The following is a 24,542-nucleotide window of genomic DNA, read 5'->3' on the forward strand; positions in this document are numbered from 1 at the left end:
TTACAGTCGTCCCAGATCGTTGACCAGAGCTAACAACATCACCCCGACCACCAAACTGATACCGATCTGTATCCCCCAACCCTGCACCCGATCCGACAAGGGGCGACCACGCACCCACTCGACCAGATAAAACAGCAGATGCCCCCCATCCAATACTGGAATGGGCAGCAAATTCAGAACCCCAAGGCTAATACTCAGATAAGCCAGGAAATTCAGGAAATCCGCGACACCCGACTGGGCAGAAGCGCCCGCCACTTTAGCAATGGTTATCGGTCCACTCAAGTTTTTTACCGAGAGCTCACCGAACAACATTTTCTTGAGGGATTCGAGGGTCAGTACGCTCATGGTCCAGGTGCGTTTCGCACCCTCGCCAATCGCGGCCAAAGGCCCGAAGCTGACCTCTCGAACCATCGATGGCGGCCATTCGACACCTTTGACCCCGGCACCCAGGTAACCCCCGGCCGCCTTGGCCTCCCCGCGAACCGACAAGGTCACGGGAACATCGATTTGAGCACCCTCGCGCTCAACTTTCAGCACAATTCTGGTATCAGGACGCACACGTACCAGGTCGACCACTTGCTGCCAGTCACCCAGCGCCTGGCCATCGAGGGCCAGCAGGCGATCACCGGTTTTCAGGCCTGCGGCCTGGGCCGGACCTTTCGGATCCAGCTCAGCCAGTACCGGCGGCAAGGCCGGACGCCAAGGACGAATCCCCAGGGATTTGATCGGATCAGGCTCATCGGCGCCCTTGAGCCAGTGGTCCAGACCCAACGCCCGCGGGGTTTCGGCACTGGAATCCTGGTCACGCACCACCACATTGACGGTGCCGCTTTCACCCAGGCGGCGCACCAACTGCAAATTGACCGCGCCCCAACCGGTGGTCGGCTCGCCATCAATGGAAACAATTTCCTGCCCTGCCACCAAGCCGGCCCTGGACGCGATGCTGTCCGCCTCGACTGCACCGATGACCGGGCGCACCTGCTGGCTGCCCATCATGGCCAGAACCCAGAAGAACACCATTGCCAACAGGAAGTTGGCGATCGGGCCCGCTGCAACAATTGCGATACGCTGACGAACGGTCTTGCGATTGAAAGACTGATCCAATTGATCAGCCGGCACTTCACCTTCGCGCTCATCGAGCATCTTGACGTAGCCACCCAACGGGATAGCGGCAATCACGAACTCGGTGCCACGACGATCATGCCAGCGCAACAATGGCATGCCGAAACCAACGGAAAAGCGCAATACCTTGACGCCGCAACGACGCGCCACCCAGAAGTGGCCGAATTCGTGGAAGGTAACCAGCACACCCAGAGCAACCAGGGTGCCGACAATCATGTAGAGCGCACTCATCTAATTTCTCCGCATTTCAATCCGATGCCTGGAGGCTCAAACGCGCCCACCCTAACGTGTGTCGCGATCCAGCCATTGCTGGGCCAAGGCTCGGGCCTTGGTATCAGCCTCAAATACCGCTCCCAGGTCATTTACAGCCACGACTGGCTCAAGATTCAGGACGTCCTCGATGATACTCGCGATCTGCGGAAAGCGGATGCGCCGTTCGAGAAACGCCGCCACGGCCACTTCATTGGCCGCATTGAGCATGGCCGGCGCGCTGTTACCCGCCTCGGCCGCTTGCCGCGCCAGGCGCAGGCACGGAAAACGCTGCTCGTCCGGGGCTTCGAAGTCCAGGCGCGCAATCGCAAACAGGTCCAGGGGCGCTACGCCGGAATCGATCCGCTCCGGCCAGGCCAAGGCATTGGCGATCGGCGTGCGCATATCCGGGTTGCCCAACTGCGCCAACACTGAACCGTCCACGTAATCGACCAGGGAGTGGATCACGCTTTGCGGGTGAATCACCACCTCGACCTGATCAGGCCGTGCATCGAACAACCAGCACGCCTCGATCAGCTCCAGGCCTTTGTTCATCATGCTCGCCGAATCCACGGAAATCTTGCGCCCCATGGACCAGTTCGGATGAGCGCAGGCCTGATCGGGAGACACATGCTCAAGCTCAGCCAGCGGAGTCTGCCGGAAGGGACCACCGGACGCCGTCAGCAGAATCCGACGCACACCGACCTGGCTCAAGCCGCGGGCGAAATCCCCGGGCATGCACTGGAAGATTGCGTTGTGCTCGCTGTCCAGCGGCAGCAGGACCGCCCCACTCTTGCGCACGGCTTGCATGAAGAGTGCGCCAGACATGACCAGGGCTTCTTTATTGGCCAGCAGAATTTTCTTGCCGGCATCGACTGCCGCCAGGGTAGGACGCAACCCCGCCGCGCCGACAATCGCCGCCACCACGGTATCCACATCGGCGTCGGCCGCCACCTGGCACAACCCCGCTTCCCCGACCAGCACCTGGGTGGTCAACCCCGCAGCCCGCAGATCATCCTGCAGCCCACGGGCCGCCGCGGCCTCAGGCACTACAGCAAAGCGCGGTGAGTGGCGCACGCACAAGGCCAGCAATTCGCGCAAACGCGTGAAGCCGGTCAGGGCGAAAACCTGGTAACGATCCGGGTGACGAGCGATGACATCCAGCGTACTCAGCCCCACGGAGCCGGTCGCGCCCAGTACGGTAACCTGCTGCAGGCCGCTCACGAAGCGATCATCCACAGCAACACCGCGAAGATCGGCAGCGCGGCAGTGAGGCTGTCGATGCGGTCCAGCACGCCACCATGACCCGGCAGCAGGTTACTGCTGTCCTTGATCCCGGCCTGGCGCTTGAACATGCTCTCGGTGAGGTCACCCACCACCGAGATAAACACGACGATAGCGGTGCCCAGCAAGGCCAGTAGAACCTCTTTCACCGACCAGTCACGCACCAAACCGACCACCAGCGTGATCAGCAGCGTCAAGGCCAGGCCACCGTATACGCCTTCCCAGCTCTTGCCCGGGCTGACGGCCGGAGCCAGCTTGCGCTTGCCAAATGCGCGACCAGAGAAGTAGGCGCCGATATCGGCCCCCCACACCAGCACCATCACGGCCAGGATCAATTCATTACCGATGGGGTAGCGCTTGATTTCCACCAGCCCTTGCCAGGCCGGCAGCAGGATCAGCAATCCGATCACCAGCTTGCAGGCCACGCTGGACCATTGACCGCTGGTGCGTGGGTAAGTCAGCACCAGGAATGTTGCCAACGCCCACCACAGCACCGCCGCCCCCAATACCCAGGGTGCGATGTCCGGCAGGATATACATCAGGAACAACAACACCGCGACCACTGCGGCGTACGCCACGCGCGGCAACTGGTTGCCGAAGCCTGCCAGGCGCGCCCATTCCCAGGCACCCAGGCTCACGACCAGGCCGATGAACAGCGCAAAGCCGGAGCCTTCAAGCAGGAAAAAACCGCACAAGGCAATCGGCAGCAGGATCAGCGCCGTGATGATTCGTTGTTTAAGCATTTAAACCCGGGCTCCAGCTTCGATCTGCTCGCTCGTTTTACCGAAACGACGCTGACGGGAAGCGAAATCGGCCAGCGCATTGCGCATGGCATCGTGTTTGAAGTCCGGCCAGAACAGGTCGGAGAAGTACAACTCGGTATAGGCTAGCTGCCACAACAGGAAATTGCTGATGCGATGCTCGCCACCGGTACGGATACACAAGTCCGGCAACGGCAGGTCGCCGGTCACCAGGCAGGTTTGCAACAGTTCGGGCGTGATGTCGTCGGGGCGCAGATGGCCGGCCTGCACTTCGCGGGCAAGCCGTTGCGCAGCCTGGGCGATATCCCACTGGCCGCCGTAATTGGCTGCGATCTGCAGCACAAAACGATTACTGCCTGCGGTGATAGCCTCGGCTTCGCGCATGGCCACTTGCAGTTCCGGGTGGAACCGCGAGCGATCACCAATGATGCGCAGACTGATGTTGTTGTCATTGAGGCGTTTGGCCTCACGACGCAGCGCCTTGAAAAACAGGTCCATCAAGGCACTGACTTCGTCGGCGGGCCGCTGCCAGTTCTCACTGGAAAAGGCGAACAAGGTCAACACTTCGACCTTGGCCTCGGCGCACACCTCAATCACCGCCCTTACCGCGTCAACACCCGCTTTATGCCCGGCAACACCCGGCATAAAGCGTTTTTTCGCCCAGCGATTATTCCCATCCATGATGATCGCGACATGGCGCGGCACCACGGAGGGCACAGTCTGCTTGGTCTTTTCCATAAAGGCGTCCTGACCCCTTATACGGCCATCAGGTCCTTTTCTTTTTCTTCGGTAGCCTGGGTGATCTTGGCTTCGGCGTCCTTGGTCAACTTGTCGATATCAGCAACGGCACGACGCTCTTCGTCTTCGCTGATTTCCTTGTCCTTGACCAGCTTCTTCAGGTCACCCAACGCATCGCGACGGATGTTACGCACGGCAACGCGCGCATCTTCAGCGGCACTGCGCGCCTGCTTGGTGAAGCCCTTGCGGGTTTCTTCGGTCAGGGCTGGCATGGAGATCAACAACAACTCGCCGAGGTTGGTCGGGTTGAGGTTCAGACCGGCGCTCTGGATCGCCTTGTCGACTGCCGCGAGCATGTTGCGCTCGAAGGCCACGACTTGCAGGGTGCGCGAGTCCTTCACGGTCACGTTGGCCACGCCGCTGAGCGGGGTGTCGGAACCGTAGTAAGGCACCATCACGCTGCCCAGGATGCTCGGGTGCGCCTTGCCGGTACGGATCTGACCAAATGCATGGCTCAGGGATTCCAGGGATTTCTGCATACGCGCCTGGGCGTCTTTCTTGATTTCATTGATCATTGTTGGCCTTCCTCGATCAGAGTCCCTTCCGCGCCGCCGTGTACGATATTCAGCAGGGCGCCGGGCTTGTTCATGTTAAATACGCGCAGCGGCATTTTGTGGTCGCGGCACAGGCAGATAGCAGTCAGGTCCATCACACCCAGCTTGCGATCCAGCACTTCATCGTAGGTCAGATGATCGAACTTCTCGGCATGCGGGTCTTTGAATGGGTCTGCAGTGTATACGCCATCTACCTTGGTGGCTTTGAGCACCACGTCGGCATCGATTTCGATAGCGCGCAGGCACGCCGCCGAATCCGTGGTGAAGAACGGGTTGCCTGTGCCAGCGGCAAAGATCACCACTTCCTTGGAGTTCAGGTGGCGCATGGCTTTGCGGCGATCGTAGTGATCGGTCACGCCAACCATGGAGATAGCCGACATCACGATGGCCGAGATATTGGCACGCTCCAGGGCGTCGCGCATGGCCAGGGCGTTCATCACAGTGGCCAGCATGCCCATGTGGTCGCCAGTGACCCGATCCATACCGGCCGCACTCAGTGCCGCGCCGCGGAACAGGTTGCCGCCGCCGATCACCAGGCCGACCTGCACACCGATACCGACCAATTGGCCGACTTCCAGCGCCATGCGGTCAAGCACCTTGGGGTCGATCCCGAACTCTTCCGAGCCCATCAGGGCCTCGCCGCTGAGCTTGAGTAGAATGCGTTTATAGCGAGCCTGATAACCACTGCCCTGCTGAGCCATTGCGAATCTCTCCTGCGGCGTATTTTTTAAAAATTCTTGGCGAGCCGTTTACGGCTTGCGTTCACTCTAGCTGGACGCTGTCACAGCGCCATCGGAACACGGCTTTGTAAGCCAGTTCCGAGAGGAAACCAAATAAAATTGGCCTTCCCATTTGAAAAGAGGCTGCGCGCGTGAGCGGGCAGCCTCTTTCGGCGACAGTTTGGGACTGTCTTATTGCTTGGCGGCAGCCAGCTGGGCAGCAACTTCTTCAGCGAAGTTGTCGACCGGCTTCTCGATGCCTTCGCCTACTTTGAAGTAAGTGAAGGAAACGATTTCAGCACCGGCTTTCTTGGCCAGTTCGCCAACCTTGATTTCAGGGTTCTTGACGAACGCCTGCTCAACCAGGCTTGCTTCGGCCAGGAACTTGCTGATACGGCCTTTGACCATGTTTTCAACAATGTTTTCTGGCTTGCCTTTGATTTTTTCTTCGTTCAGCTGCAGGAACACAGCTTTTTCGCGCTCGATCGCTTCGGCAGACACTTCCGAAGGCAGCAGGAACTCAGGGTTGCTCGCAGCAACGTGCATAGCGATGTCTTTGGCCAGCTCAACGTCGCCGCCTTTCAGAACAACTGCTACACCGATTTTGTTGCCGTGCAGGTAACCACCAACAACATCACCTTCAACGCGAACCAGGCGACGGATGTTGACGTTTTCGCCAACCTTGCCGACCAGTACCAGACGAGCTGCTTCTTGAGCTTCGATCAGAGGCTCAACAGTGGTCAGCTTGTCAGCGAAGGCTTTTTCGACGCTGGCAGCAACGAATGCCTTGAAGTCATCCTGCAGAGCCAGGAAGTCGGTCTGCGAGTTGACTTCCAGCAGAACGGCGGATTTGCCGTCTTCTTTCAGGGCGATAGCGCCTTCAGCAGCGACGTTGCCTGCTTTCTTGGCAGCCTTGATGGCGCCGGAAGCACGCATGTCATCAATGGCTTTTTCGATGTCGCCGCCGGCCTTGGTCAAGGCCTTTTTGCAATCCATCATGCCTTCGCCGGTACGCTCACGCAGTTCTTTAACCAACGCTGCAGTAATCTCTGCCATTTCAAAATCCTCTTGGATAGGTTTTCAACCATTCCACCCGATCAAACGGGCGATCAATTCTTCCCGAATTTCCGTTGTAGGCCGCTGCACGTTACAAATGATGTAGCTGCGCTGCCGACAAATGGTTTTCGAGGTGGCAAAAAGGGGGCCAAGCCCCCTTTTTGCTTACTGAGTCAACGCCAGGGCGTCAGTTACTCAGCGGCAGCTACCGGAGCTTCTTCAACGAACTGCTCGGTACCGCCAGCAACGTGGTTGCGACCACGGATTACAGCGTCAGCCATCGAACCCATGTACAGCTGGATAGCGCGGATTGCGTCATCGTTGCCTGGGATGATGTAGTCAACGCCTTCCGGGCTGCTGTTGGTATCGACTACGCCGATAACCGGGATGCCCAGCTTGTTGGCTTCGGTGATCGCGATGCGCTCGTGATCAACATCGATAACGAACAGTGCGTCAGGCAGACCGCCCATGTCCTTGATACCACCCAGGGAACGATCGAGCTTTTCCAGGTCACGGGAGCGCATCAGCGCTTCTTTCTTGGTCAGCTTGGCGAAAGTACCGTCTTCGGCTTGCACTTCAAGGTCACGCAGACGCTTGATGGAAGCACGGATGGTTTTGAAGTTGGTCAGCATGCCGCCCAACCAGCGGTGATCGACGTACGGCGAACCGCAACGTGCTGCTTCTTCAGCAACGATCTTGCCAGCGGAACGCTTGGTGCCGACGAACAGGATCTTGTTTTTGCCCTGGGCCAGACGCTCTACGAAAGTCAGAGCTTCGTTGAACATTGGCAGGGTTTTTTCAAGGTTGATAATGTGAATCTTGTTACGCGCGCCGAAAATGTATTTACCCATTTTCGGGTTCCAGTAACGGGTCTGGTGACCGAAGTGCACACCGGCCTTCAGCATATCGCGCATGTTGACTTGGGACATGATAGTTCCTTAATAAGTCGGGTTTGGCCTCCACGTATCCCAATGACCAACCAGCGGCATCAAGGCCTCCGGCACCCAGGTCATCGTGTCGACACGTGTGTGGATTTAAGCTTTTCGGGGTATCCCCGGAAAGCGGCGCATTTTATACCACAGCAAGGGCGAAAACGAAACCCGCAATCACACCTGACCGCAGCGATCTGTGCGCAAGCCGTTGAATAGAGCGGATTTACCCCCACCCTATAGATAGAAGCGATCGTCAGGGGCTCATGGTTTACCGCCCGCGTCTGTTAGAATCGCGTTTTTTGTGGCTTGTGCGAATTCAGCAACCTTTTGTCGCACGCCCGTAAACCGTATTGATTTCAGCGCGTCGCGCTAGAGAGAGCCTGTATGACCGTTAGTTTGAAAACCGCCGAAGACATCGCCGGCATGCGCATCGCCGGCAAACTGGCCGCTGACGTGCTGGAAATGATTGCAGAGCATGTAAAGCCGGGCGTCACCACCGAAACCCTGAACCAGATCTGCCACGACTATATCGTCAATGTGCAAAAGGCCATCCCTGCGCCGCTGAACTACAAAGGCTTCCCCAAGTCGATCTGCACCTCGGTCAACCACGTGGTGTGCCACGGCATTCCCGGTGACAAGCCGTTGAAGGACGGCGACACCCTGAACATCGACGTCACCGTGATCAAGGACCGCTACTTCGGCGACACCAGTCGCATGTTCCACGTCGGCAACGTGCCGGTCTGGGCCGAGCGCCTGTCCCAGGTGACCCAGGAATGCATGTACAAGGCCATCGAAATCGTCAAGCCAGGCTGCCGCCTGGGTGACATCGGTGAAGTGATCCAGAAGCACGCCGAAAAGAACGGCTTCTCGGTGGTGCGCGAATTCTGCGGCCACGGCATCGGCACCGTGTTCCACGAAGAACCACAGATCCTGCACTACGGCCGCGCCGGCACCGGCATGGAACTCAAGGCAGGCATGACCTTTACCATCGAGCCGATGATCAACCAAGGCAAGGCCGATACCAAGGTGCTGGGCGACGGCTGGACCGCTATCACCAAGGACCGCAAGCTCTCGGCCCAGTGGGAACACACGCTGCTGGTCACCGAAACCGGCTACGAGATCTTCACGTTGCGCGCAGACGACACCATTCCTCGCGTTTCGGCGTGAGGGTTGCTTCGGTTTTCCAGCTTCAACCGTGTGACTGACTCAATAGATAGATAGGAAAGCCGACCGATGCCCCAGGTGGATCCCGAACTCTTCGACCGTGGCCAGTTCCAGGCCGAGCTGGCATTGAAGGCGAGCCCCATCGCCGCCTTCAAGAAAGCCATCCGCCAGGCGCGCGAGGTGCTCGACGCGCGTTTTCGCAGTGGTCGGGACATCAGACGACTGATCGAGGACCGCGCCTGGTTCGTCGATAACATCCTGCAGAAAGCCTGGGAACAGTTCAGCTGGAGTGCAGACGCCGATATCGCCCTGGTGGCGGTCGGCGGCTACGGTCGCGGCGAACTGCACCCCTACTCCGACATCGACCTGTTGATCCTGCTGGACAGCGCCGACCACGAAACCTTTCGTGATTCCATCGAGCGTTTTCTGACATTGCTGTGGGACATCGGCCTGGAAGTCGGCCAGAGCGTGCGCTCGGTGGATGAATGCGCCGAAGAGGCCCGTGCTGACTTGACGGTGGTCACCAACCTGATGGAAAGCCGCACCATCTGCGGCCCCGAGCGCCTGCGCCAGCGCATGCTCGAAGTCACCAGCACCGCACACATGTGGCCGAGCAAGGATTTCTTCCTGGCCAAGCGCGCCGAACAGAAGGCGCGGCACCACAAGTACAACGACACCGAATACAACCTGGAACCCAACGTCAAAGGGTCCCCGGGCGGGCTGCGGGATATCCAGACGATTTTGTGGGTGGCGCGCCGCCAATACGGCACGCTGAACCTGCGCGCCCTGGCTGGCGAAGGCTTCTTGGTGGAGAGCGAAAACACCCTGCTGGCCTCGTCCCAGGAGTTCCTGTGGAAGGTGCGCTACGCCCTGCACATGCTCGCCGGGCGCTCCGAGGACCGCCTGCTGTTCGATCACCAACGCTCCATCGCCACCCTGCTGGGCTTTGAGGGCGAAGACGCGAAGACCAGCATCGAAAGCTTCATGCAACAGTACTACCGGGTGGTCATGAGCATTGCCCAGCTCAGCGACCTGATCATCCAGCACTTCGAGGAGGTGATCCTGGCCCCCGAAGACGAAGCGCCGCCGCAGCCGATCAATGCGCGCTTCCAACTGCATGACGGTTATATCGAAGCACGTAACGACAACGTGTTCCGCCGCACCCCGTTCGCCATGCTGGAAATCTTCGTGCTGATGGCCCAGCAGCCGGACATCAAAGGCGTGCGCGCCGATACTATCCGTTTGCTGCGGGAAAACCGTCACCTGATCGACGACGAATTTCGCAACGACATCCGCAATACCAGCCTGTTTATCGAACTGTTCAAGTGCCGCATCGGCATCCACCGCAACCTGCGGCGCATGAACCGCTACGGCATTCTCGGGCGCTACCTGCCGGAGTTCGGCTTTATCGTCGGGCAAATGCAGCACGACCTGTTCCACATCTACACCGTCGATGCCCACACCCTGAACCTGATCAAGCACCTGCGTAAGTTGCAGTACACCCAGGTGTCAGAGAAATTCCCACTGGCCAGTAAACTGATGGCCAAGCTGCCCAAGCCTGAGCTGATCTACCTGGCGGGCCTGTATCACGACATCGGCAAGGGTCGCCATGGCGATCACTCGGAAATCGGTGCAGTGGACGCCGAAGCCTTCTGCCAGCGTCACCAGTTACCCCTGTGGGACAGCCGTCTGATCGTCTGGCTGGTGCAAAACCACCTGGTGATGTCGACCACTGCCCAGCGCAAGGATTTGTCCGATCCACAGGTAATCCACGATTTCGCAGGAATCGTCGGCGATGAAACCCGTCTCGACTATCTTTATGTGCTGACCGTCTCCGACATCAACGCCACCAACCCCACGTTGTGGAACTCCTGGCGCGCCAGCCTGTTGCGCCAGCTGTACACCGAGACCAAGCGCGCCCTGCGCCGCGGCCTGGAGAACCCGGTGGACCGCGAAGAGCAGATCCGCCGCACCCAAAGTGCGGCCCTGGATATTCTGGTACGCGGTGGTAACGACCCGGACGACGTCGAACAGCTCTGGTCGCAACTGGGCGACGACTATTTCCTGCGCCACACCGCCGGCGACGTGGCCTGGCACAGCGATGCGATCCTGCAGCAGCCGGCCGACGGTGGCCCGCTGGTATTGATCAAGGAAACCACCCAGCGCGAATTCGAAGGCGGCACGCAGATCTTCATCTACGCGCCGGACCAGCACGACTTCTTCGCCGTGACCGTGGCCGCCATGGACCAGCTCAACCTGAACATCCATGACGCTCGGGTCATCACCTCCAGCAGCCAGTTCACCCTCGACACCTACATCGTGCTCGACACCGACGGCGACTCTATTGGCGATAACCCGGCGCGGGTGAAAAAGATCCGCGAAGGCCTCACCGAAGCCCTGCGCAACCCGGACGATTACCCAACCATCATCCAACGCCGGGTACCACGCCAGCTCAAGCATTTTGCCTTTGCGCCCCAGGTGACCATTTCCAACGACGCGCAGCGACCGGTGACGGTGCTGGAACTCAGCGCGCCGGATCGCCCGGGCCTGCTGGCGCGCATCGGCGGGATTTTCCTGGAGTTCGACCTGTCGTTGCAGAACGCCAAGATTGCGACCCTCGGCGAACGGGTGGAAGACGTGTTCTTCATCACCGACGCTGATAACCAGCCGCTGTCCGACCCTGAGCTGTGTCGCCGCCTGCAGGATGCGATCGTGGAACAATTGAGCGTGACCCAGGAACCCGGCGTTGAGCTGACCCGACTGACTATTTGAATTCTTAACTTTGTGAACACGAGTCATGTGGGAGCTGGCTTGCCTGCGATGCAGACACCTCGGTCCGTCAGGTCGACCGCAGTGATGCCATCGCAGGCAAGCCAGCTCCCACAGGGGCCGCGCTCACCGTGATAGAGGCTTATATGAACAACGCCCTTAACCAGTTGCAGCCCTACCCTTTCGAGAAACTGCGCGCCCTGCTCGGCAGCGTGACGCCGAACCCGGACAAACGCCCGATTGCACTGTCCATCGGCGAACCCAAGCACAAGTCCCCGACCTTTGTCGCCGAGGCGCTGAGCAACAACCTCGACCAGATGGCGGTGTACCCCACCACGCTGGGCACCCCTGCCCTGCGTGAAGCCATCGGCGCCTGGTGCGAACGCCGCTTCAATGTGCCCAAGGGTTGGTTGGACCCGGCGCGTAACATCCTGCCGGTCAACGGCACCCGTGAAGCCCTGTTCGCCTTCACCCAGACCGTGGTTAACCGTGGCGACGATGCGCTGGTGGTCAGTCCCAACCCGTTTTACCAAATCTACGAAGGCGCCGCGTTCCTGGCCGGGGCCAAGCCGCATTACCTGCCGTGCCTGGATAGCAATGGCTTCAACCCGGACTTCGACGCCGTCTCCCCCGACATCTGGAAACGTTGCCAAATCCTGTTCCTGTGCTCCCCAGGCAACCCGACCGGCGCGCTGATCCCGGTCGACACACTGAAAAAACTCATCGCCCTGGCCGACGAATACGACTTCGTGATCGCCGCCGACGAATGCTACAGCGAACTCTACTTCGACGAACAAACCCCACCGCCTGGCCTGCTCAGCGCCTGCGTCGAACTGGGGCGCCGGGATTTCAAACGCTGTGTGGTGTTCCATAGCCTGTCCAAGCGCTCCAACCTGCCAGGCCTGCGCTCAGGTTTCGTGGCCGGCGACGCCGACATCCTCAAGGCCTTTTTGCTGTACCGCACCTACCATGGTTGCGCGATGCCGGTGCAAACCCAGCTAGCCAGCATCGCTGCCTGGCAGGACGAGGCCCATGTACTGGCCAACCGTGACCTGTACCGCGAAAAGTTCGATGCGGTGCTGGCGATCCTCAAACCGGTGCTGGATGTACAAAGCCCGGACGGCGGCTTCTATCTGTGGCCGAAGGTGAACGGTGACGACGCGGACTTCTGCCGCGATCTGTTTGTGGAAGAACATGTGACGGTAGTACCGGGCTCTTACCTGTCCCGCGAAGTCGACGGTTTCAACCCAGGCGCAGGGCGTGTGCGCCTGGCATTGGTTGCGCCATTGGCCGAATGTGTCGAAGCGGCTGAGCGGATTCGCGATTTCATACAGCGCCGCGTTTGAGTTTCAAGCCGCTCCCACACCGTGGGAGCGGCCATTACCGATGTATCTTGCAACCCATCAATGGGAACAAAGCCTGTTAAATGCTCCACCCACGTTCATCTGGTACACACGCTCAGGTGAACGACATGCCCCCCACCATCCCAACCCGTCCCGTTTCTCCTCACTCCGTGAGCGCACCTCACAGTAGAGCCAAACGCGGCGTCGCCATGCCGGACAAACTATGGCCTCAACATTCAGTGCTGACCATCTCGCGACTGAACATGACACAGGAACAAAAGGATCTGGTACAGCACAACATCAATAAATGGGCGCCGCACACTAACCTCTACTTGAAATTTATTGACAGCCCTAACGGTGACATACGCATTACTGCAGACAATAACAGTCACGCCGGATGGTCAAGCGTGGGAACCGATGCAAAAAACGTCCCCCTCTCCAAACCGACCATGAGTATTGGCTTCAAAGATTCACCGGACAGCATTGCCGCGACGGTTCAACACGAATTCGGCCACGCCCTGGGTTTGAAGCATGAGCACCAGCATCCGGATCGCACACTGGACCTGAATAGACAGAATATCTATGACGAGTACGAGTCGCGTAGGCAATTCAGCTATGAGGCCGATAACAATATCATCAGGACTTTTTCACGCCCCCAGGTAACAGCCTCTGCAAACTATGATGACAAATCTATCATGCACTATGGCTTTCCTGCTTCAAGACTCAACAGTGGTCCCCCCATCCCGCGCAACTTCAAACTGTCTGAAGACGATAAAAAGTTCATGCAGTCGCTCTATCCAGAAGATAAAACTCTTTTGGGCAAACTGCTCAATTCAAGCATCCGGGCAATGATCAGTTCCAGCCCTACTTAACACTTCCCAAGTTCGCTTCACTCATATCCAGATCCGCCAATACCTCGCGCAGTACATCGTCGCCAATCTGATGCTGGCGACTCAAACGGTAGAGCTCCAGGCGCTGCGCACGTAGCGCCTTGAGCCTCAGCCTGCGCTCCAGTTGATCCATTTGCAGCGCCAGTGCCTGAGCCTCGGCCGAGTCATTGAATACGTCCAACTGATGACGATACTCCGCCATCAGCCGCGCCTTGAGCTCGGTGGCCAATGCAGCCTGAGCGGCATCCGGCGTTTCGGCTTCGACGGGTTCTTCGACCTCCAACGCATGGATCGCCGCCACGGCGGTCTTTTTCCAGGCCTCGCGCACTTCGTTGTGGCGCTTCTCATCCGGACTTTTCTCCACGCCACGCAACAGCAACGGCAGGGCAATGCAAGCGGCGACCAGCGATAGCAGGATGACCCCGGCGGCGATAAAGATCAGCAGGTCACGCTCAGGGAAATCCTGGCCCGGCGCCAGCAGCAAGGGCACCGACATGACACCCGCCAACGTCACCGCACCGCGGACACCGCCGACGGTCAGCAACCAGCAGGAGCGGGCCGTCGGCACCAGGGTCAGCGCGCTTTTGCCACGCAGCCTGCGCAGCAACCCCGACAGCCGCCAGATGCTCTGCACCCAGATAAACCGCAGCACCACCAGCACCAGAAAGATCGCCACCACGTCCAGGCAGCGGTACAACAGGGTGGGCCACAGGGTGGTTTCGTGGCTGACCACAGCCTTGATGATGTCCGGCAGTTGCAGGCCGAGCAGCAGGAAAATCAGGCCATTGAAGGCAAACTCCAGCAGCGACCAGACGCTGCGGTTGAGCAACCGCGTACTGGTCTGGCGCGGCAGCAGGTCGAGCCAGCTCTGCATCATGCCCGCCGCCACCGCCGACAAAATGCCCGAAGCGCCCAGACGCTCAGCCAACACGTAGGCAGCAAAGGGCAACAACAGCATGAACACCACATGGGTCGCGGGGTCATCCCAGCCCCGTGCAATCATCCACGCGCGCAGACGGCCGACCAGCCAGCTCAACGCCACCCCGACCGCCAAGCCGCCCACGGCGACCAATACAAAGGTCAGGCTGGCATCCGCCAGGGAAAACACCCCGGTCAACGCCGCCGCCAGGGCAAACTTGAAGGTCACCAGGCCTGACGCGTCATTCATCAGCGCCTCGCCTTGAAGCATGTGCATCAGCGGTTTAGGCAAGCGATTCTGAGAAATGGCCGACACCGCCACGGCATCCGTCGGGGATAAAACCGCCGCAAGGGCAAAGGCCACCGGCAAGGGGATCGAGGGCAGCAACCAATGAATGAAGTAGCCGGCGCCGACCACGGTAAACAGCACCAGGCCCACCGCCAATGTCAGAATCGGGCCACGCAGGCGCCACAATTCGCGCTTGGGCATGCGCCAGCCATCGGAAAACAACAGCGGCGGCAGAAACAGAAACAGGAACAGCTCCGGGTCCAACGCCACATGCAGCCCCAATGTGGGCCAGGCCAGCAAGGCACCGGCGGCAATCTGTAGCAAGGGCAACGGCAGTGGGATGATGCGCCCGACCAGACGCGAAAAGCTGACCAGCATCAGCAGGATAAGAACGGTGTAGGCGGTTTGCATAACGCGGGTTTCCCGGACAATCGACTTGCAACGACACATCAGGCAACAACTGGCCGTTGAAGTGCCATATTACCCCGCTATGTTACTCGCCTAAGCCGCGCACCGGCTTTTGCACAAAAGTCGCAGGATGCTGACGAGCGGCGCCGAAACCGGCTGGTCGTGGCATAATCCGTGATCTTTCATTTTTCATTGGTCCAAAGGGGGGCAATTCCTTGACCGCTTCAAGCAAAACCCTGCACCTTTTCGGCATCAAAGCCTGGGATGCCGCATAAGAAACGCTCAAGGCCTTTAATATCAAGGCCTTGACCCTTAAAACACCCACCAAAAGCACCAACTTTTGCGACTCTTCTAAACCCAATAAACATTGGTCCAAACGGTTGCGTTTTGGGGAAGAAACTCCAACGCGAAATCCCGCCACCGGCGTCCTGCCGACGAACACCACTCCCAAATATGAAACACCTCGATTACTGTACGCACATACAGCATTTGAGATTCACGCTATGAACGTAGACATGGACACCGATGATTGGCTCGGCTGCCCCACTCCCCTTGAGATGTACAAGCACCAATGCTCAATCCTCGTAGATGAACTGGTCGAGACAGAGCGCATGTTGCGCAGAGCACGAGCGAATATCGCCGGACTGGTCCAGATGAATGACCTGCTAATGAAAGGCAAGGCTCAGGCCGATCAGCAGTTAAGCCTGGCAAGCTCAGAGCTCGCCGACCTTAAGGGCTCGCTCACAGAGCCTGGAGTGCTCAGTATTAGGCTTGTGGCCGGGCAGCGCGATCACTTCATGCGAGAAAATCAACGACTGCTGGCAGAACTCAGGACCCTCAAGGGGCCACAGCCCTGACGTATGCCTGACAAGCACGCAACGCGATTATGGCGTTATCCCCGTCGTCTGTGATGGCGATAATTCTTTGAGAATGCGCTGGGTCAAGTTGGGCTCGACGGGCTGCATGAACCACGCCGGCGGTGCCGGGGGTGGTAGGCACGTTGCAGCCACTGGCTGGATCCTCGGCAAGGAGGACTGACAGCCGGACATCAGCAGTAGCAAGCTGGTCGCGCAGGCGAGCCTGGTTGCGCTGGGCATCGGATAATTCCTTGGTTTGCTGTTGGTCCTGGAGCGCGAGCTGTTGCTCAGTGGCCAGGCGCTTGTCCTGCTCGGCCTTCTGCTGCCGCCAGGCCTCGCTGGTAATGGTGTCGAGTTGGCCCTGGTGCGCGGCGTTCTGCGCGGATAGCTGTTCAGACAGCTTCTTGCCCATGCGCCAGTCCTGAATCTGCCAAGCCACGCCCGCGGCACCCGCCATAAGCAGCAGGATCAGCACCAACAGGCCGGCCAGCTTCTGTACCGGCGTCATGCCAGTGCCCGCCGCACGCCTTCGGCCAACACCGCATCAAGGTAGGCATAGCCTGCGTTCTCGTGATGGATGATGGCTTTGACGAAGCCAGCCATTACGGCGGGCCGGGCCAGATCCACCTCGGCGCCAGGCCGGGTGCCGGTGTTCGCTTCGACCGCGCGCACGTACGCCGCGGTGTCGTTCTCTACCGACGGCGCCCACCGGCTGATGATCGCCTTCACAGTTTTCAGGCCATGTTTGCGCTGATAAGTCAGCAGCAGCTTGCCCAGGGCGCGGATACCATTCTCGGGCGTATCGAACCTGGCGAAGCGCTTCTCTAACGCAGGGTCTGGCTTCAGCTGGCCCTGCCACTGGTTGGCCGGGTTGTAATCAATGTTGCCGGGGTTGTTGTTTCGTACCCCGCGGGGTTCGGTCGTCGGCATGGTTTCCTCCAGGCGAAAAAAAGCCCGCTCATGGCGGGCATCGGTGTTCGGGCGACTATCAGGCGTCAGTGACCACTTCCGGTTCAGCTACAGGTTGAGGCATTTGCACCACGGGCGCATCCGGCACCAGGATGTGCAAAGTAATCATGTGCTTGAGATCATACGGTTGGCCGTCCTTGGTAACCGTTACGGTCAGAAGATTGTCAGAGAAATCCGTTTCAACATCAGCTCTCCAATCAACCTGGTTCACGGTATAGCCCCAGCCGTCATCCACTGGGGGGAATGGGACCATACCCAGGCAGCCAGTGATTTGATAAACACCCGTGGATAATCGAGCCGACGTGACGACGGTATTACCCTGCGTCACGAAGTCGTAGGTTGCGCCCGTTGCGCCCAGCACGTTGATAGCCGCTCTTGTCATGATCAGATCGCCTTTAGGGTGCCATCGGAGGCACGAGTAGTATTTTTGTTGGTGTACACCACATTCCAGGCTCCAGGCGATCCGCCGGCACCGAATTGACGGTAGGCCAAAACTGGGGCGTCCACGCTGGAGGCGGTAATAACAACTTCATTGAAGAAATTGCCACCGACATTTTGAGTGATACGCGTGCCGCCAGATCCGGCAACTGGCGACTGATTTCCATCGGTCCCGTGCGTGCTGAAGCCAACGTTGGGCATAAAGGCCGAAAGCGGCGCGGAATTTGATCCTAACCCAAATGCCCCAACCGCCATAACGTTGCCGGCCGCGGTCCCAATCGTTGCAGTAGCAGCATTACCAAGGCCTAGATTCGTACGGGCGGACGCTGCCACAGTCGCGCCGGTACCTCCGTTTGCAACGGGAACGGTTGTCATGCTCGCCACCGGACCAAGCCCAGAAAGCGTGGCCCCCCACTGCTGAACCATCAGATTGACCGCATCAGCCAAAGCTTTTGGATAGCCGTTAACAGGAACGATCCCGTAGGCAGCGCCTGCTGACGTGGCCCCCCGGTACGCCGGCGAGATCGACACGGAGGTATCGCTCGACGGGTTGATTACCTGATAGATGCCGCTGTCTGGACCGACAAACATGTCGCCAGACCGGCAGTTAGAAAACTTCGTACCGACGCCAGTTACAACGGCATTGCCGTTAGTGACTGTTACCGTCCCTTCTGCGAACCAAGATGACATAGGTTTCCCCAAAACTTTTTAGTTAATATTTAACATACCGTCTGATGCTACTGAGCAATCCTTCCAACCATCACAGTTACGCCTGTGACAATCGCGTTCTGCACCCCAATCATACCGAGAGTGAGAATTCTGCTTGGATAGTTCCACATAGCTGCAATCTGGCGATTAGCTGTACCAGAGCCAATTGTTACCGCCTGCATACATAGATTATTTATGAGCATGTACTCGTCTTCATTCAGATTAAACTGTGAATTAAAGTACGTTATTGACACACCTTGCCCAGTAGTGCCGCTCCCGGCATAAGTCCAAGTATTGCTAGCCCTGACAAACTGAGCGGCGGGCGTACCTGAATCGAAAATCGTTTTGCGACTTGCATCACGAAGCCTCACACCAAAAATAGCTAATGGCTGGGCCACGTACCCAGCAACGAACCATCGCCCCACTGGCTTGATCGTATACATATTGAAAATACGAACCCTGAACCCCGTCCAGTTACCCGCAGATCCAAATATTTCAAGGTTGCTCATGCCAATGATGCCGTTTGCACTATCAGGACGAATGAAAACAAGGGGCTGTTCTTGGGTTGTGATGGGTGATGGGAAATAGGTTGAAGAGGAGTTACCACCCTCCTCGGTTCCAACGTACCTACCCTTGTACATAACAACGAGCCTCGAATACTCCGAATCAATTACCACTCGATTATCGTCACCAGACTTAAATATGAGGCCATACGATTCTGCCATATCATTTAAACCTTACGACTGTCAGTCGCTGCCTTGTAATTGTTATGGTAGATGTATTGTATGGATCGCCCTTGATGGTTCTCCATACCCGCACCGCACCATTTAGAATCTCTGGCTCTACCTGCGCGTCGGATAGCGAATTGACTGCCTGAACTGGCGTAGGAAAAGCGGCGGCGTTTTGAGGGGTGATTCCGGGAATCGCTATATCTATAAACTTCGCTCCCCAAGTTTGAGGAGTTATTATTTCGGAGTACACCACCCTCATTGTGAATGACGTTTCATCAAGTTCAACGACGCCTGTTGGCCCCTTGATCCGCATACTGAAAGTCATACCGAAAGCCTCCCGACCGATACGCGGTCAACACCGCCTGCATCAAACACCGTCAATCCGTCGTTGTTGAGCAGCGATGAACCACCAGTGCCCGCGCTTCGCAACGTGAAGGTGCCAGCAGGAATATTGATTTCCAGCAGTGGGCGCCCAAGCGAGTCCACCGCCGGGGAACGAAGCACCATGCCAAGAACAATTTCCTGAATGATCGCTTTACTGATGATTGCAGTATTGAAAACGGCCTGGCCGTTCTCGATGACGAACATCGGGTCAACCTTCCCGTTCACCTCATTCACTACCGCGAAGCGCTGTGCGAAGATCAGGAATTCCGACTGATCGCCGTTCGATCCAAAAGCTAGTCCCGACACCACCCTCCTCCCATCCACGATGGTTTGAGCCTTCATGGTGGTTTGTGCTGACACCTTGCCGTCGAGCCGAACTACCGTCTCGCTAACCGATTGCACCGATGCACTGGTCTGTCCAATGCTCGACTGGAGCGTTTCCGAAACTTTGGCCTGGGCCTCGATTTCAGATGCACGCACTTTCTTCTCGGTGCTGATTGCCGCGGTGGACTCCCACGCCTTGATCGCCCCCGCCAGATCACCAGCCCCATCGTCCCCGCGAACAGAGGCCCGCAGCGCCTCATTGCTCGATGCCTGGGATGTGATCTTCCCGTCCAGGTTTGTGACTTTGGTGTCGAGATTGGTCAGCGCTTGAGCAGTGCCGTTCGCCTTTTCATCGACCGCAGACAGATCGCTGTTCAGTTTGGTGATCTGCGCTGCGGACGTCTCGCGGTTCGATGCAACAACCTGTTCCAGTACAGTCAGCGACGACTTGTTGTCGCCCACCTGGGCGCCCAGGGTGAGCAACTGCTGAGCCACCGCATCGTTTTCGCTGGCTCTGGTTTTACGCTCGACCGCCAGATCTGCCGTCGAAGTCCAACCCTTGATTGCGTCGGCCAGATCGCCGGCGCCGTCATCACCACGGGCAGCTGAGCGCAACGCCTCAACTGACGTGGCGGTGGCCAACACCTTACCGTCGATTTCCTCGATCTTCGTTTCGATGATCTGGACCTGAGACACCAGTGCATCAGTCGTTTCAAGGATGGTGCCGATATCGATCCAGTACGTGACGTCGGGCGGCGTTGCTCCCACAGGCACAGGGCCTTTCGCTTGGTAGAGGCGCTGATCAAGCCGAACGATGTCGCCCTTCAGATAGGGCTTTGCCGGGTCGTAGGCGAGCGCGTCGTTCACCTGGTCGATCAGGTCTTTCAGCTCCTGCTTGGCTTCCTCGAGGCGTTCATTTACTGAGCCCGGGCCGTCGCCGGTGATCAGCTCGATCTCTTCGCGCAGGCTCTGGTACAGGGCGCCCTTACCGATCTTCTCGTCGTAGTACGCCTCGTAATCGCTCTGCTTTGTGCTGGCCTGCCCGTTGACCGCACCAGGTATCGGGAAGAACGGCCCGACGTTGCCAGTCCGGTCAACCAGGCGCGCCCAGAAGAACAGACTCGCCCCCGCCAACAGGCTGTGCATCTCGTGCGAGGCCTGCGGGTAGCTGAAGTCGCTCAGCTTGACCGCCGTCGTCAAGTCGGGCGACTCGCTGTACCAGAGCTCCGTCCGCTGGGTGTCCTCGGCACCTGGTGGGAATCCCCATTGAATCCCTATGCCGTAGATCAGGCTGGTGGTGGTCAGGAACGACACCGCCGGCGGCAGGCCTACCTTCCCTTCCAGGTTGGTCAGGTTGGAGCTTTTCCAGATCGAAGAAATTTCGAAAGCGCTCACCGAGCGAACACGGGCCAGGTAGGCGCCCGAATAGATGCCGGTGACGTCCACGCTCGTCGAGCCAGTACGCTGCACCTTGATCCAGTTGCCGCTGTCCTTGCGCCACTCCACGTCATAAGCGACGGCGCCAGCAACAGCGGGCCATGAGATGTTCATGGTGCTGATGGCTATGCCCTGATCTACCGCGTAACTCGACGTAAGCGTGACGCTGGCCGGTGGCGGTACAACAGTGATCGGGATAACGCTGATCGGCCGCTCTTCCAGACGCGCGCCAGTGTCGATGCTGGCGAACTTGCCTGGCTCGTACTGCAAAGCGCTGATGTCGTAGTCGCCCTCTGGCGTCCTTGCTGTCCTCATCACTCTATATAGAGGGATTGCCAGGTCGTCAGCGTCGATTGCCCACTGAAGCTGTGCAGCCGGCGCCTCGCTGTAAGCAATGGTCACGGTTACGTTGCGCCCGCTAACGCTTTCCACGGTGCGGCCTTCTGCCCGCCCTCCCGGAAGATTGACCACCAACCGGTCCCCGGCCTTGGCCATGGTGTCCCGGTCCAGCGTGATGACCTTCCCCGCCGCTGCCGCAATGCGCCCGCCGATCTCCCGACCAGCCAGCAGCGAATCCGCGACGGGGATGATGAACCCTGGCAGCGGGATACGGCCTTCCATGCCGGTCCTGAAGCTAATCGTGCGGTCCTGGTTGTTGCTCAGCACCAGCCATTTAGCGCGGCGCTGGGCCTCAGATGCGCGAGTGCAGCCGATAGCACTGATCTCAGTCGGCTTGTCACCCAGGCGGCGCTGGAGCGGCAAGTCGGAATAGACCGTGACGTCGGTGTCGTAGTTGTTCAGTGGGTTGTCGTAGCTGACAAGACACCGAGTAAAGCGAGTCTTGGCCGAAGCGCTTCCGTAGGAGATTTTGCCGTCGATGACATTGGAGCGAGTAAAGACGTAGTCGATGTCCTGCGCTCGAGGCATATCCGCTTGCATGACCAACTGACCCTGAGCCCAGTACGTCATGCCGCGATAAATGCCGGCGATGTCGCGAAGTAGCGACCAGGCGTCAGCCTTGCCCTGCAGGTTCATGTCGCAAAGAAAGCGTGGCTCAACACCGTCGGCGCCGTCAGGCACCAACTGGTCGCAGTATTGCGCGATTCGGTAGAGTTCCCACTTATCCACCATCCACGGCTTGATGCGGCGGCCAAGGCCGAAACGGTCCTGGGTGCAGATGCCGTAGGTGATCCAGGCCGGGTTGTTGGTCCAGGCCTCCTTCATGGTGCCATCCCAGGCGCCGGTGTACGTGCGGGACACTGGGTCGTAGTTGCTCGGAACCTGCCAGCGACGGGCCTTGCACTTCACGGTCACGGCCGGGATGTTGGTGAACTGCTCGGCGTCGAATTCAACGAACAGCAGTGCGGTGTTCGGGTAGCGCAGCTTTGCGTCGATCACCTGGGTGTAACCGGCGATGAACAAGGTGTCCGCGACTTTGTCGGTGTTCTGAGAGTTTGGCGTGAGGCGGCGAACGCGGATGAGCCAGCCACTGGTGGCCGGCGGCAGGTCTATGCGCAGAGACCGCTCGTAGCGGGTGGTGGTCTTCCCGTCCATTGCGCCAACCAGAACCTGCTGATATGCCCCGCCGTCGGTCGCCACATCGACCGCATACTCAATACGGTAGCCGTTGATGTTGCCTTCTGCGTCCTGGCTCGCCAGGCGCGGCGTGGCCAGGCGTATGCGTGCCGCTGAAAGTTGAAGGTTGGTCAGCGACTGGACCCATGGCGCGCCGCTGCGCAGCTCGATGTTCAGCGAGGTCTCATTGTCGACAGACGGAATACCGGGGATATAAGTCTGCTCAACAGAGCCAGGACGCCATTCCCACTTGACGTTGGTGAAGTTGAAATTGCCGCTGGCATCCTGAATAGGCGTGTTGTCGAGGAAGATATCGCGCGCGGTTGGTGTGCCGTCGAATTCACCCTCGCCAACGGCGATCAGGATCTTGGCCAGGTTGGTGGAACGCAGGCTGTCGGGCGCCTCTACTGGCGACTTAGGCTTGCTCTCGCCACCTTTGGCACCGTGAATATCCAGCTTCTGTGCTGCGCCCATGATTTCCTCCAGGCAATAAAAAACCGCCTCTTGGGCGGCCTGCTCGCTGTGTCGTTGTTATGTCTTGTCTTCGGCGTAGACCGATGCCGATATAATCGCCCCACCCCACCTGCGCTCACCGATGCAGATGGGGACAGGATTGCCGCTGGCCGTGGTGTTCTTTGCGCTGCCGAATGCGTAGCTGGGCATGTTTTCCGGTGAGGCGCTCTGCTTCAGGCCGGCAGCCTGCGGGCTCAGCATCTGGATTACGCCGCCGGCCAACAGCGCGATACCCGCAGGCGCGGTCGGCGCGCCGAAGTAGCTCGCCGCGATCAGCACCACGCCCAGCACGATCTGCAAAATGCCACCCCGCTTACTACCCTCGATAACCGGAACAATCCTTATCTCCCCGGCCCCGCCCATGCCGAACTTGTCCGCCCCGACGTTTTTACGGTTGCGGAAGATGGCAAAGCGAAGGCCCAGGCGATCAAGACGGCGGATCTCGGCCTCGAATCCTTCAATGGTGGCCTTCAACGCCCGGAAAACTTCCCATGTGTCGCCCGATGCGACCTGGCGCCGATGCAGCCTGCCGAACTTCTGGGCCAGCGAGCCGGACAGCTTGATGGTGGTCATCGGTGAATAAGCGATGGCGCTCATCGGGCCTCCTTGTGTCGAAGAATTAAACGGGTTCGCTGTAGCCACGGGCCGCCGTAGACGAACACCTCGGAGGGCCGGCCATACAGGTGGTGCAGCACAAACGGCCCAGGTCCGAAAATGCCAGCATCTTCGCCAGGCAGCACTGGGTCAGTCCCCAGGTAGATCCCGGCATGGTTCGGGTGAGCGGTGCGGCCCACCTCCATCACGATCATGTCGCCGCGCTGCGGTCTGTCGACCTGCTCGAAGCCGGCGGCGGCGTAGTTCGCCTCATAAAGGCTGGTGCTGTCTGCGCTCTCCCACCAGCCATCAGCCCTCTTGAAGTTCTCAAACTTAAGGCCCCACTCGCGCTGGTACCACTCTTCGCATACAGCCCAACAGTCCCAAACACCATGAACAAACGGTCGCTTGAGCAGGGGCACGGCGCCTGACGGCGTGATCGTCCTGAGGTCTCCTTCGGGCCAGGACAGGATGTGCCAGGGCAAGGCCGTTGCCTCACACATGGCCAGGTCGCGCGATGACGGGCGACTGGTGGCGTCCGGGTGGGAGTGAACGATGCCGATCACCTGACCCTGGTCTTCCGCCGCGGCGTAGTCCTCTGGCTCAAGTCGGAACTCTTCGTTTGGCTCGGTTGCTATGTTCCGGCACGGGAAGTACTTCTGGGCCCGGCCCACGGCCAGCAAAAGTCCACAACACTCCTTCGGATATTCGGCCGCCGCATGAGCCTGGATGGCCGCAATGATGTGTTTGCGCATT

23 protein-coding genes are annotated in these 24,542 nt (G+C 58.9%); 5 read left to right on the forward strand and 18 right to left on the reverse strand.

The genetic code is table 11. The features are described from left to right. From rseP to rpsB, 8 genes are all read right to left on the reverse strand, one after another. Positions 1–1,353 carry a sigma E protease regulator RseP gene (rseP, locus tag JH25_RS19585; protein ID WP_032877373.1) on the reverse strand — a complete coding sequence of 451 codons (1,353 nt, stop codon included), beginning with the start codon at positions 1,351–1,353 and terminating at the stop codon, positions 1–3. Positions 1,354–1,404: 51 nt separating this feature from the next. Continuing rightward, positions 1,405–2,595 carry a 1-deoxy-D-xylulose-5-phosphate reductoisomerase gene (gene ispC / locus JH25_RS19580; RefSeq protein ID WP_005785718.1) on the reverse strand — a complete coding sequence of 397 codons (1,191 nt, stop codon included), beginning with the start codon at positions 2,593–2,595 and terminating at the stop codon, positions 1,405–1,407. Further along, complete coding sequence (locus JH25_RS19575; RefSeq protein WP_032877374.1) at positions 2,592–3,398, reverse strand: phosphatidate cytidylyltransferase; 807 nt, start codon at positions 3,396–3,398, stop codon at positions 2,592–2,594. The genes ispC and JH25_RS19575 overlap by 4 nt, the downstream gene beginning before the upstream one ends. Further along, positions 3,399–4,154 carry a polyprenyl diphosphate synthase gene (gene uppS, locus JH25_RS19570; protein WP_032877375.1) on the reverse strand — a complete coding sequence of 252 codons (756 nt, stop codon included), beginning with the start codon at positions 4,152–4,154 and terminating at the stop codon, positions 3,399–3,401. A 17-nt stretch (positions 4,155–4,171) separates the two neighbouring features. After that, on the reverse strand, positions 4,172–4,729 hold the full coding sequence (gene frr / locus JH25_RS19565) for a ribosome recycling factor (RefSeq protein ID WP_032877376.1): 558 nt from the start codon (positions 4,727–4,729) through the stop codon (positions 4,172–4,174). Beyond that, positions 4,726–5,469 (reverse strand): UMP kinase, encoded by a 744-nt coding sequence (pyrH, locus tag JH25_RS19560; RefSeq protein WP_003189161.1) that lies wholly within the window; start codon positions 5,467–5,469, stop codon positions 4,726–4,728. The genes frr and pyrH overlap by 4 nt, the downstream gene beginning before the upstream one ends. Before the next feature lie 210 nt (positions 5,470–5,679). Further along, the gene (gene tsf / locus JH25_RS19555; RefSeq protein WP_005785711.1) at positions 5,680–6,543 is read right to left on the reverse strand and encodes a translation elongation factor Ts; all 864 of its coding nucleotides are present in this window, start codon (positions 6,541–6,543) and stop codon (positions 5,680–5,682) included. Between the two features lie 191 nt (positions 6,544–6,734). After that, a complete protein-coding gene (gene rpsB / locus JH25_RS19550; protein ID WP_003189158.1) occupies positions 6,735–7,472 on the reverse strand; it encodes a 30S ribosomal protein S2 in 738 nt (245 codons plus the stop codon). 387 nt (positions 7,473–7,859) lie between these two features. Here rpsB and map point away from each other — a divergent pair, with 387 nt between their 5' ends. The 4 genes from map (at position 7,860) to JH25_RS19530 (ending at position 13,623) form a co-directional block, all read left to right on the forward strand. Then, positions 7,860–8,642, forward strand: a complete 783-nt coding sequence (gene map, locus JH25_RS19545; RefSeq protein WP_032877377.1) for a type I methionyl aminopeptidase — start codon at positions 7,860–7,862, stop codon at positions 8,640–8,642. 66 nt (positions 8,643–8,708) lie between these two features. Further along, positions 8,709–11,411 (forward strand): [protein-PII] uridylyltransferase, encoded by a 2,703-nt coding sequence (locus JH25_RS19540; RefSeq protein ID WP_032877378.1) that lies wholly within the window; start codon positions 8,709–8,711, stop codon positions 11,409–11,411. Positions 11,412–11,554: 143 nt separating this feature from the next. Next, positions 11,555–12,754 (forward strand): succinyldiaminopimelate transaminase, encoded by a 1,200-nt coding sequence (gene dapC, locus JH25_RS19535; protein ID WP_032877379.1) that lies wholly within the window; start codon positions 11,555–11,557, stop codon positions 12,752–12,754. A 125-nt stretch (positions 12,755–12,879) separates the two neighbouring features. Further along, positions 12,880–13,623 carry a M12 family metallopeptidase gene (locus JH25_RS19530; RefSeq protein ID WP_164699506.1) on the forward strand — a complete coding sequence of 248 codons (744 nt, stop codon included), beginning with the start codon at positions 12,880–12,882 and terminating at the stop codon, positions 13,621–13,623. Here the strand turns inward: JH25_RS19530 and JH25_RS19525 are convergent. Next, entirely contained in the window at positions 13,616–15,259 is a 1,644-nt protein-coding gene (locus JH25_RS19525; protein WP_032877381.1) for a Na+/H+ antiporter, read from the reverse strand. The two genes, JH25_RS19530 and JH25_RS19525, sit on opposite strands and share 8 nt — an antisense overlap. A gap of 82 nt (positions 15,260–15,341) precedes the next feature. Further along, positions 15,342–15,707: a hypothetical protein gene (locus JH25_RS28600; protein ID WP_164699507.1), complete on the reverse strand. Its 366-nt coding sequence runs from the start codon at positions 15,705–15,707 to the stop codon at positions 15,342–15,344. A gap of 52 nt (positions 15,708–15,759) precedes the next feature. Between JH25_RS28600 and JH25_RS19520 the strand changes: the two genes are divergently transcribed. Further along, a complete protein-coding gene (locus JH25_RS19520; RefSeq protein ID WP_032877382.1) occupies positions 15,760–16,113 on the forward strand; it encodes a hypothetical protein in 354 nt (117 codons plus the stop codon). On the opposite strand, the gene JH25_RS19515 is transcribed toward JH25_RS19520, so the two are convergent. The 8 genes from JH25_RS19515 to JH25_RS19495 all read right to left on the reverse strand — a co-directional run bounded on the left by JH25_RS19515 (position 16,094) and on the right by JH25_RS19495 (position 24,541). Next, entirely contained in the window at positions 16,094–16,621 is a 528-nt protein-coding gene (locus tag JH25_RS19515; RefSeq protein ID WP_032877383.1) for a lysis system i-spanin subunit Rz, read from the reverse strand. The two genes, JH25_RS19520 and JH25_RS19515, sit on opposite strands and share 20 nt — an antisense overlap. Continuing rightward, a complete protein-coding gene (locus JH25_RS19510) occupies positions 16,618–17,043 on the reverse strand; it encodes a structural protein (protein WP_032877384.1) in 426 nt (141 codons plus the stop codon). The genes JH25_RS19515 and JH25_RS19510 overlap by 4 nt, the downstream gene beginning before the upstream one ends. 58 nt (positions 17,044–17,101) lie before the next feature. Next, positions 17,102–17,464, reverse strand: coding sequence for a hypothetical protein (locus JH25_RS0126960; RefSeq protein WP_050549333.1), 363 nt, complete (start codon positions 17,462–17,464; stop codon positions 17,102–17,104). A 2-nt stretch (positions 17,465–17,466) separates the two neighbouring features. Further along, positions 17,467–18,210: a hypothetical protein gene (locus tag JH25_RS28890; RefSeq protein WP_177327397.1), complete on the reverse strand. Its 744-nt coding sequence runs from the start codon at positions 18,208–18,210 to the stop codon at positions 17,467–17,469. A 47-nt stretch (positions 18,211–18,257) separates the two neighbouring features. After that, the gene (locus JH25_RS0126970; protein ID WP_050549334.1) at positions 18,258–18,953 is read right to left on the reverse strand and encodes a hypothetical protein; all 696 of its coding nucleotides are present in this window, start codon (positions 18,951–18,953) and stop codon (positions 18,258–18,260) included. Between the two features lie 327 nt (positions 18,954–19,280). Beyond that, complete coding sequence (gpJ, locus tag JH25_RS19505) at positions 19,281–23,153, reverse strand: TipJ family phage tail tip protein (protein WP_032877385.1); 3,873 nt, start codon at positions 23,151–23,153, stop codon at positions 19,281–19,283. Between the two features lie 57 nt (positions 23,154–23,210). Beyond that, positions 23,211–23,789, reverse strand: coding sequence for a tail assembly protein (locus JH25_RS19500; RefSeq protein ID WP_032877386.1), 579 nt, complete (start codon positions 23,787–23,789; stop codon positions 23,211–23,213). Continuing rightward, complete coding sequence (locus JH25_RS19495) at positions 23,786–24,541, reverse strand: C40 family peptidase (RefSeq protein ID WP_032877387.1); 756 nt, start codon at positions 24,539–24,541, stop codon at positions 23,786–23,788. Before JH25_RS19495 ends, JH25_RS19500 begins: the two co-directional genes overlap by 4 nt. Position 24,542 lies beyond the last annotated feature (1 nt).

The organism is Pseudomonas sp. BRG-100 (genome assembly GCF_000737955.1).
GTDB lineage: Bacteria > Pseudomonadota > Gammaproteobacteria > Pseudomonadales > Pseudomonadaceae > Aquipseudomonas > Aquipseudomonas synxantha_A.

Bases quoted from the DNA above. Each gene is read 5' to 3' on its own strand.
- frr (WP_032877376.1), bottom strand. From the start codon at position 4,729: ATGATCAATGAAATCAAGAAAGACGCCCAGGCGCGTATGCAGAAATCC.
- map (WP_032877377.1), top strand. From the start codon at position 7,860: ATGACCGTTAGTTTGAAAACCGCCGAAGACATCGCCGGCATGCGCATC.
- JH25_RS19575 (WP_032877374.1), bottom strand. From the start codon at position 3,398: ATGCTTAAACAACGAATCATCACGGCGCTGATCCTGCTGCCGATTGCC.
- JH25_RS19525 (WP_032877381.1), bottom strand. From the start codon at position 15,259: ATGCAAACCGCCTACACCGTTCTTATCCTGCTGATGCTGGTCAGCTTT.
- JH25_RS19530 (WP_164699506.1), top strand. From the start codon at position 12,880: ATGCCCCCCACCATCCCAACCCGTCCCGTTTCTCCTCACTCCGTGAGC.
- rseP (WP_032877373.1), bottom strand. From the start codon at position 1,353: ATGAGTGCGCTCTACATGATTGTCGGCACCCTGGTTGCTCTGGGTGTG.
- JH25_RS19500 (WP_032877386.1), bottom strand. From the start codon at position 23,789: ATGAGCGCCATCGCTTATTCACCGATGACCACCATCAAGCTGTCCGGC.
- pyrH (WP_003189161.1), bottom strand. From the start codon at position 5,469: ATGGCTCAGCAGGGCAGTGGTTATCAGGCTCGCTATAAACGCATTCTA.
- JH25_RS0126960 (WP_050549333.1), bottom strand. From the start codon at position 17,464: ATGACAAGAGCGGCTATCAACGTGCTGGGCGCAACGGGCGCAACCTAC.
- tsf (WP_005785711.1), bottom strand. From the start codon at position 6,543: ATGGCAGAGATTACTGCAGCGTTGGTTAAAGAACTGCGTGAGCGTACC.
- gpJ (WP_032877385.1), bottom strand. From the start codon at position 23,153: ATGGGCGCAGCACAGAAGCTGGATATTCACGGTGCCAAAGGTGGCGAG.
- JH25_RS19520 (WP_032877382.1), top strand. From the start codon at position 15,760: ATGAACGTAGACATGGACACCGATGATTGGCTCGGCTGCCCCACTCCC.
- JH25_RS0126970 (WP_050549334.1), bottom strand. From the start codon at position 18,953: ATGGCAGAATCGTATGGCCTCATATTTAAGTCTGGTGACGATAATCGA.
- dapC (WP_032877379.1), top strand. From the start codon at position 11,555: ATGAACAACGCCCTTAACCAGTTGCAGCCCTACCCTTTCGAGAAACTG.
- uppS (WP_032877375.1), bottom strand. From the start codon at position 4,154: ATGGAAAAGACCAAGCAGACTGTGCCCTCCGTGGTGCCGCGCCATGTC.
- JH25_RS19515 (WP_032877383.1), bottom strand. From the start codon at position 16,621: ATGACGCCGGTACAGAAGCTGGCCGGCCTGTTGGTGCTGATCCTGCTG.
- JH25_RS19495 (WP_032877387.1), bottom strand. From the start codon at position 24,541: ATGCGCAAACACATCATTGCGGCCATCCAGGCTCATGCGGCGGCCGAA.
- JH25_RS19540 (WP_032877378.1), top strand. From the start codon at position 8,709: ATGCCCCAGGTGGATCCCGAACTCTTCGACCGTGGCCAGTTCCAGGCC.
- JH25_RS19510 (WP_032877384.1), bottom strand. From the start codon at position 17,043: ATGCCGACGACCGAACCCCGCGGGGTACGAAACAACAACCCCGGCAAC.
- JH25_RS28890 (WP_177327397.1), bottom strand. From the start codon at position 18,210: ATGTCATCTTGGTTCGCAGAAGGGACGGTAACAGTCACTAACGGCAAT.
- rpsB (WP_003189158.1), bottom strand. From the start codon at position 7,472: ATGTCCCAAGTCAACATGCGCGATATGCTGAAGGCCGGTGTGCACTTC.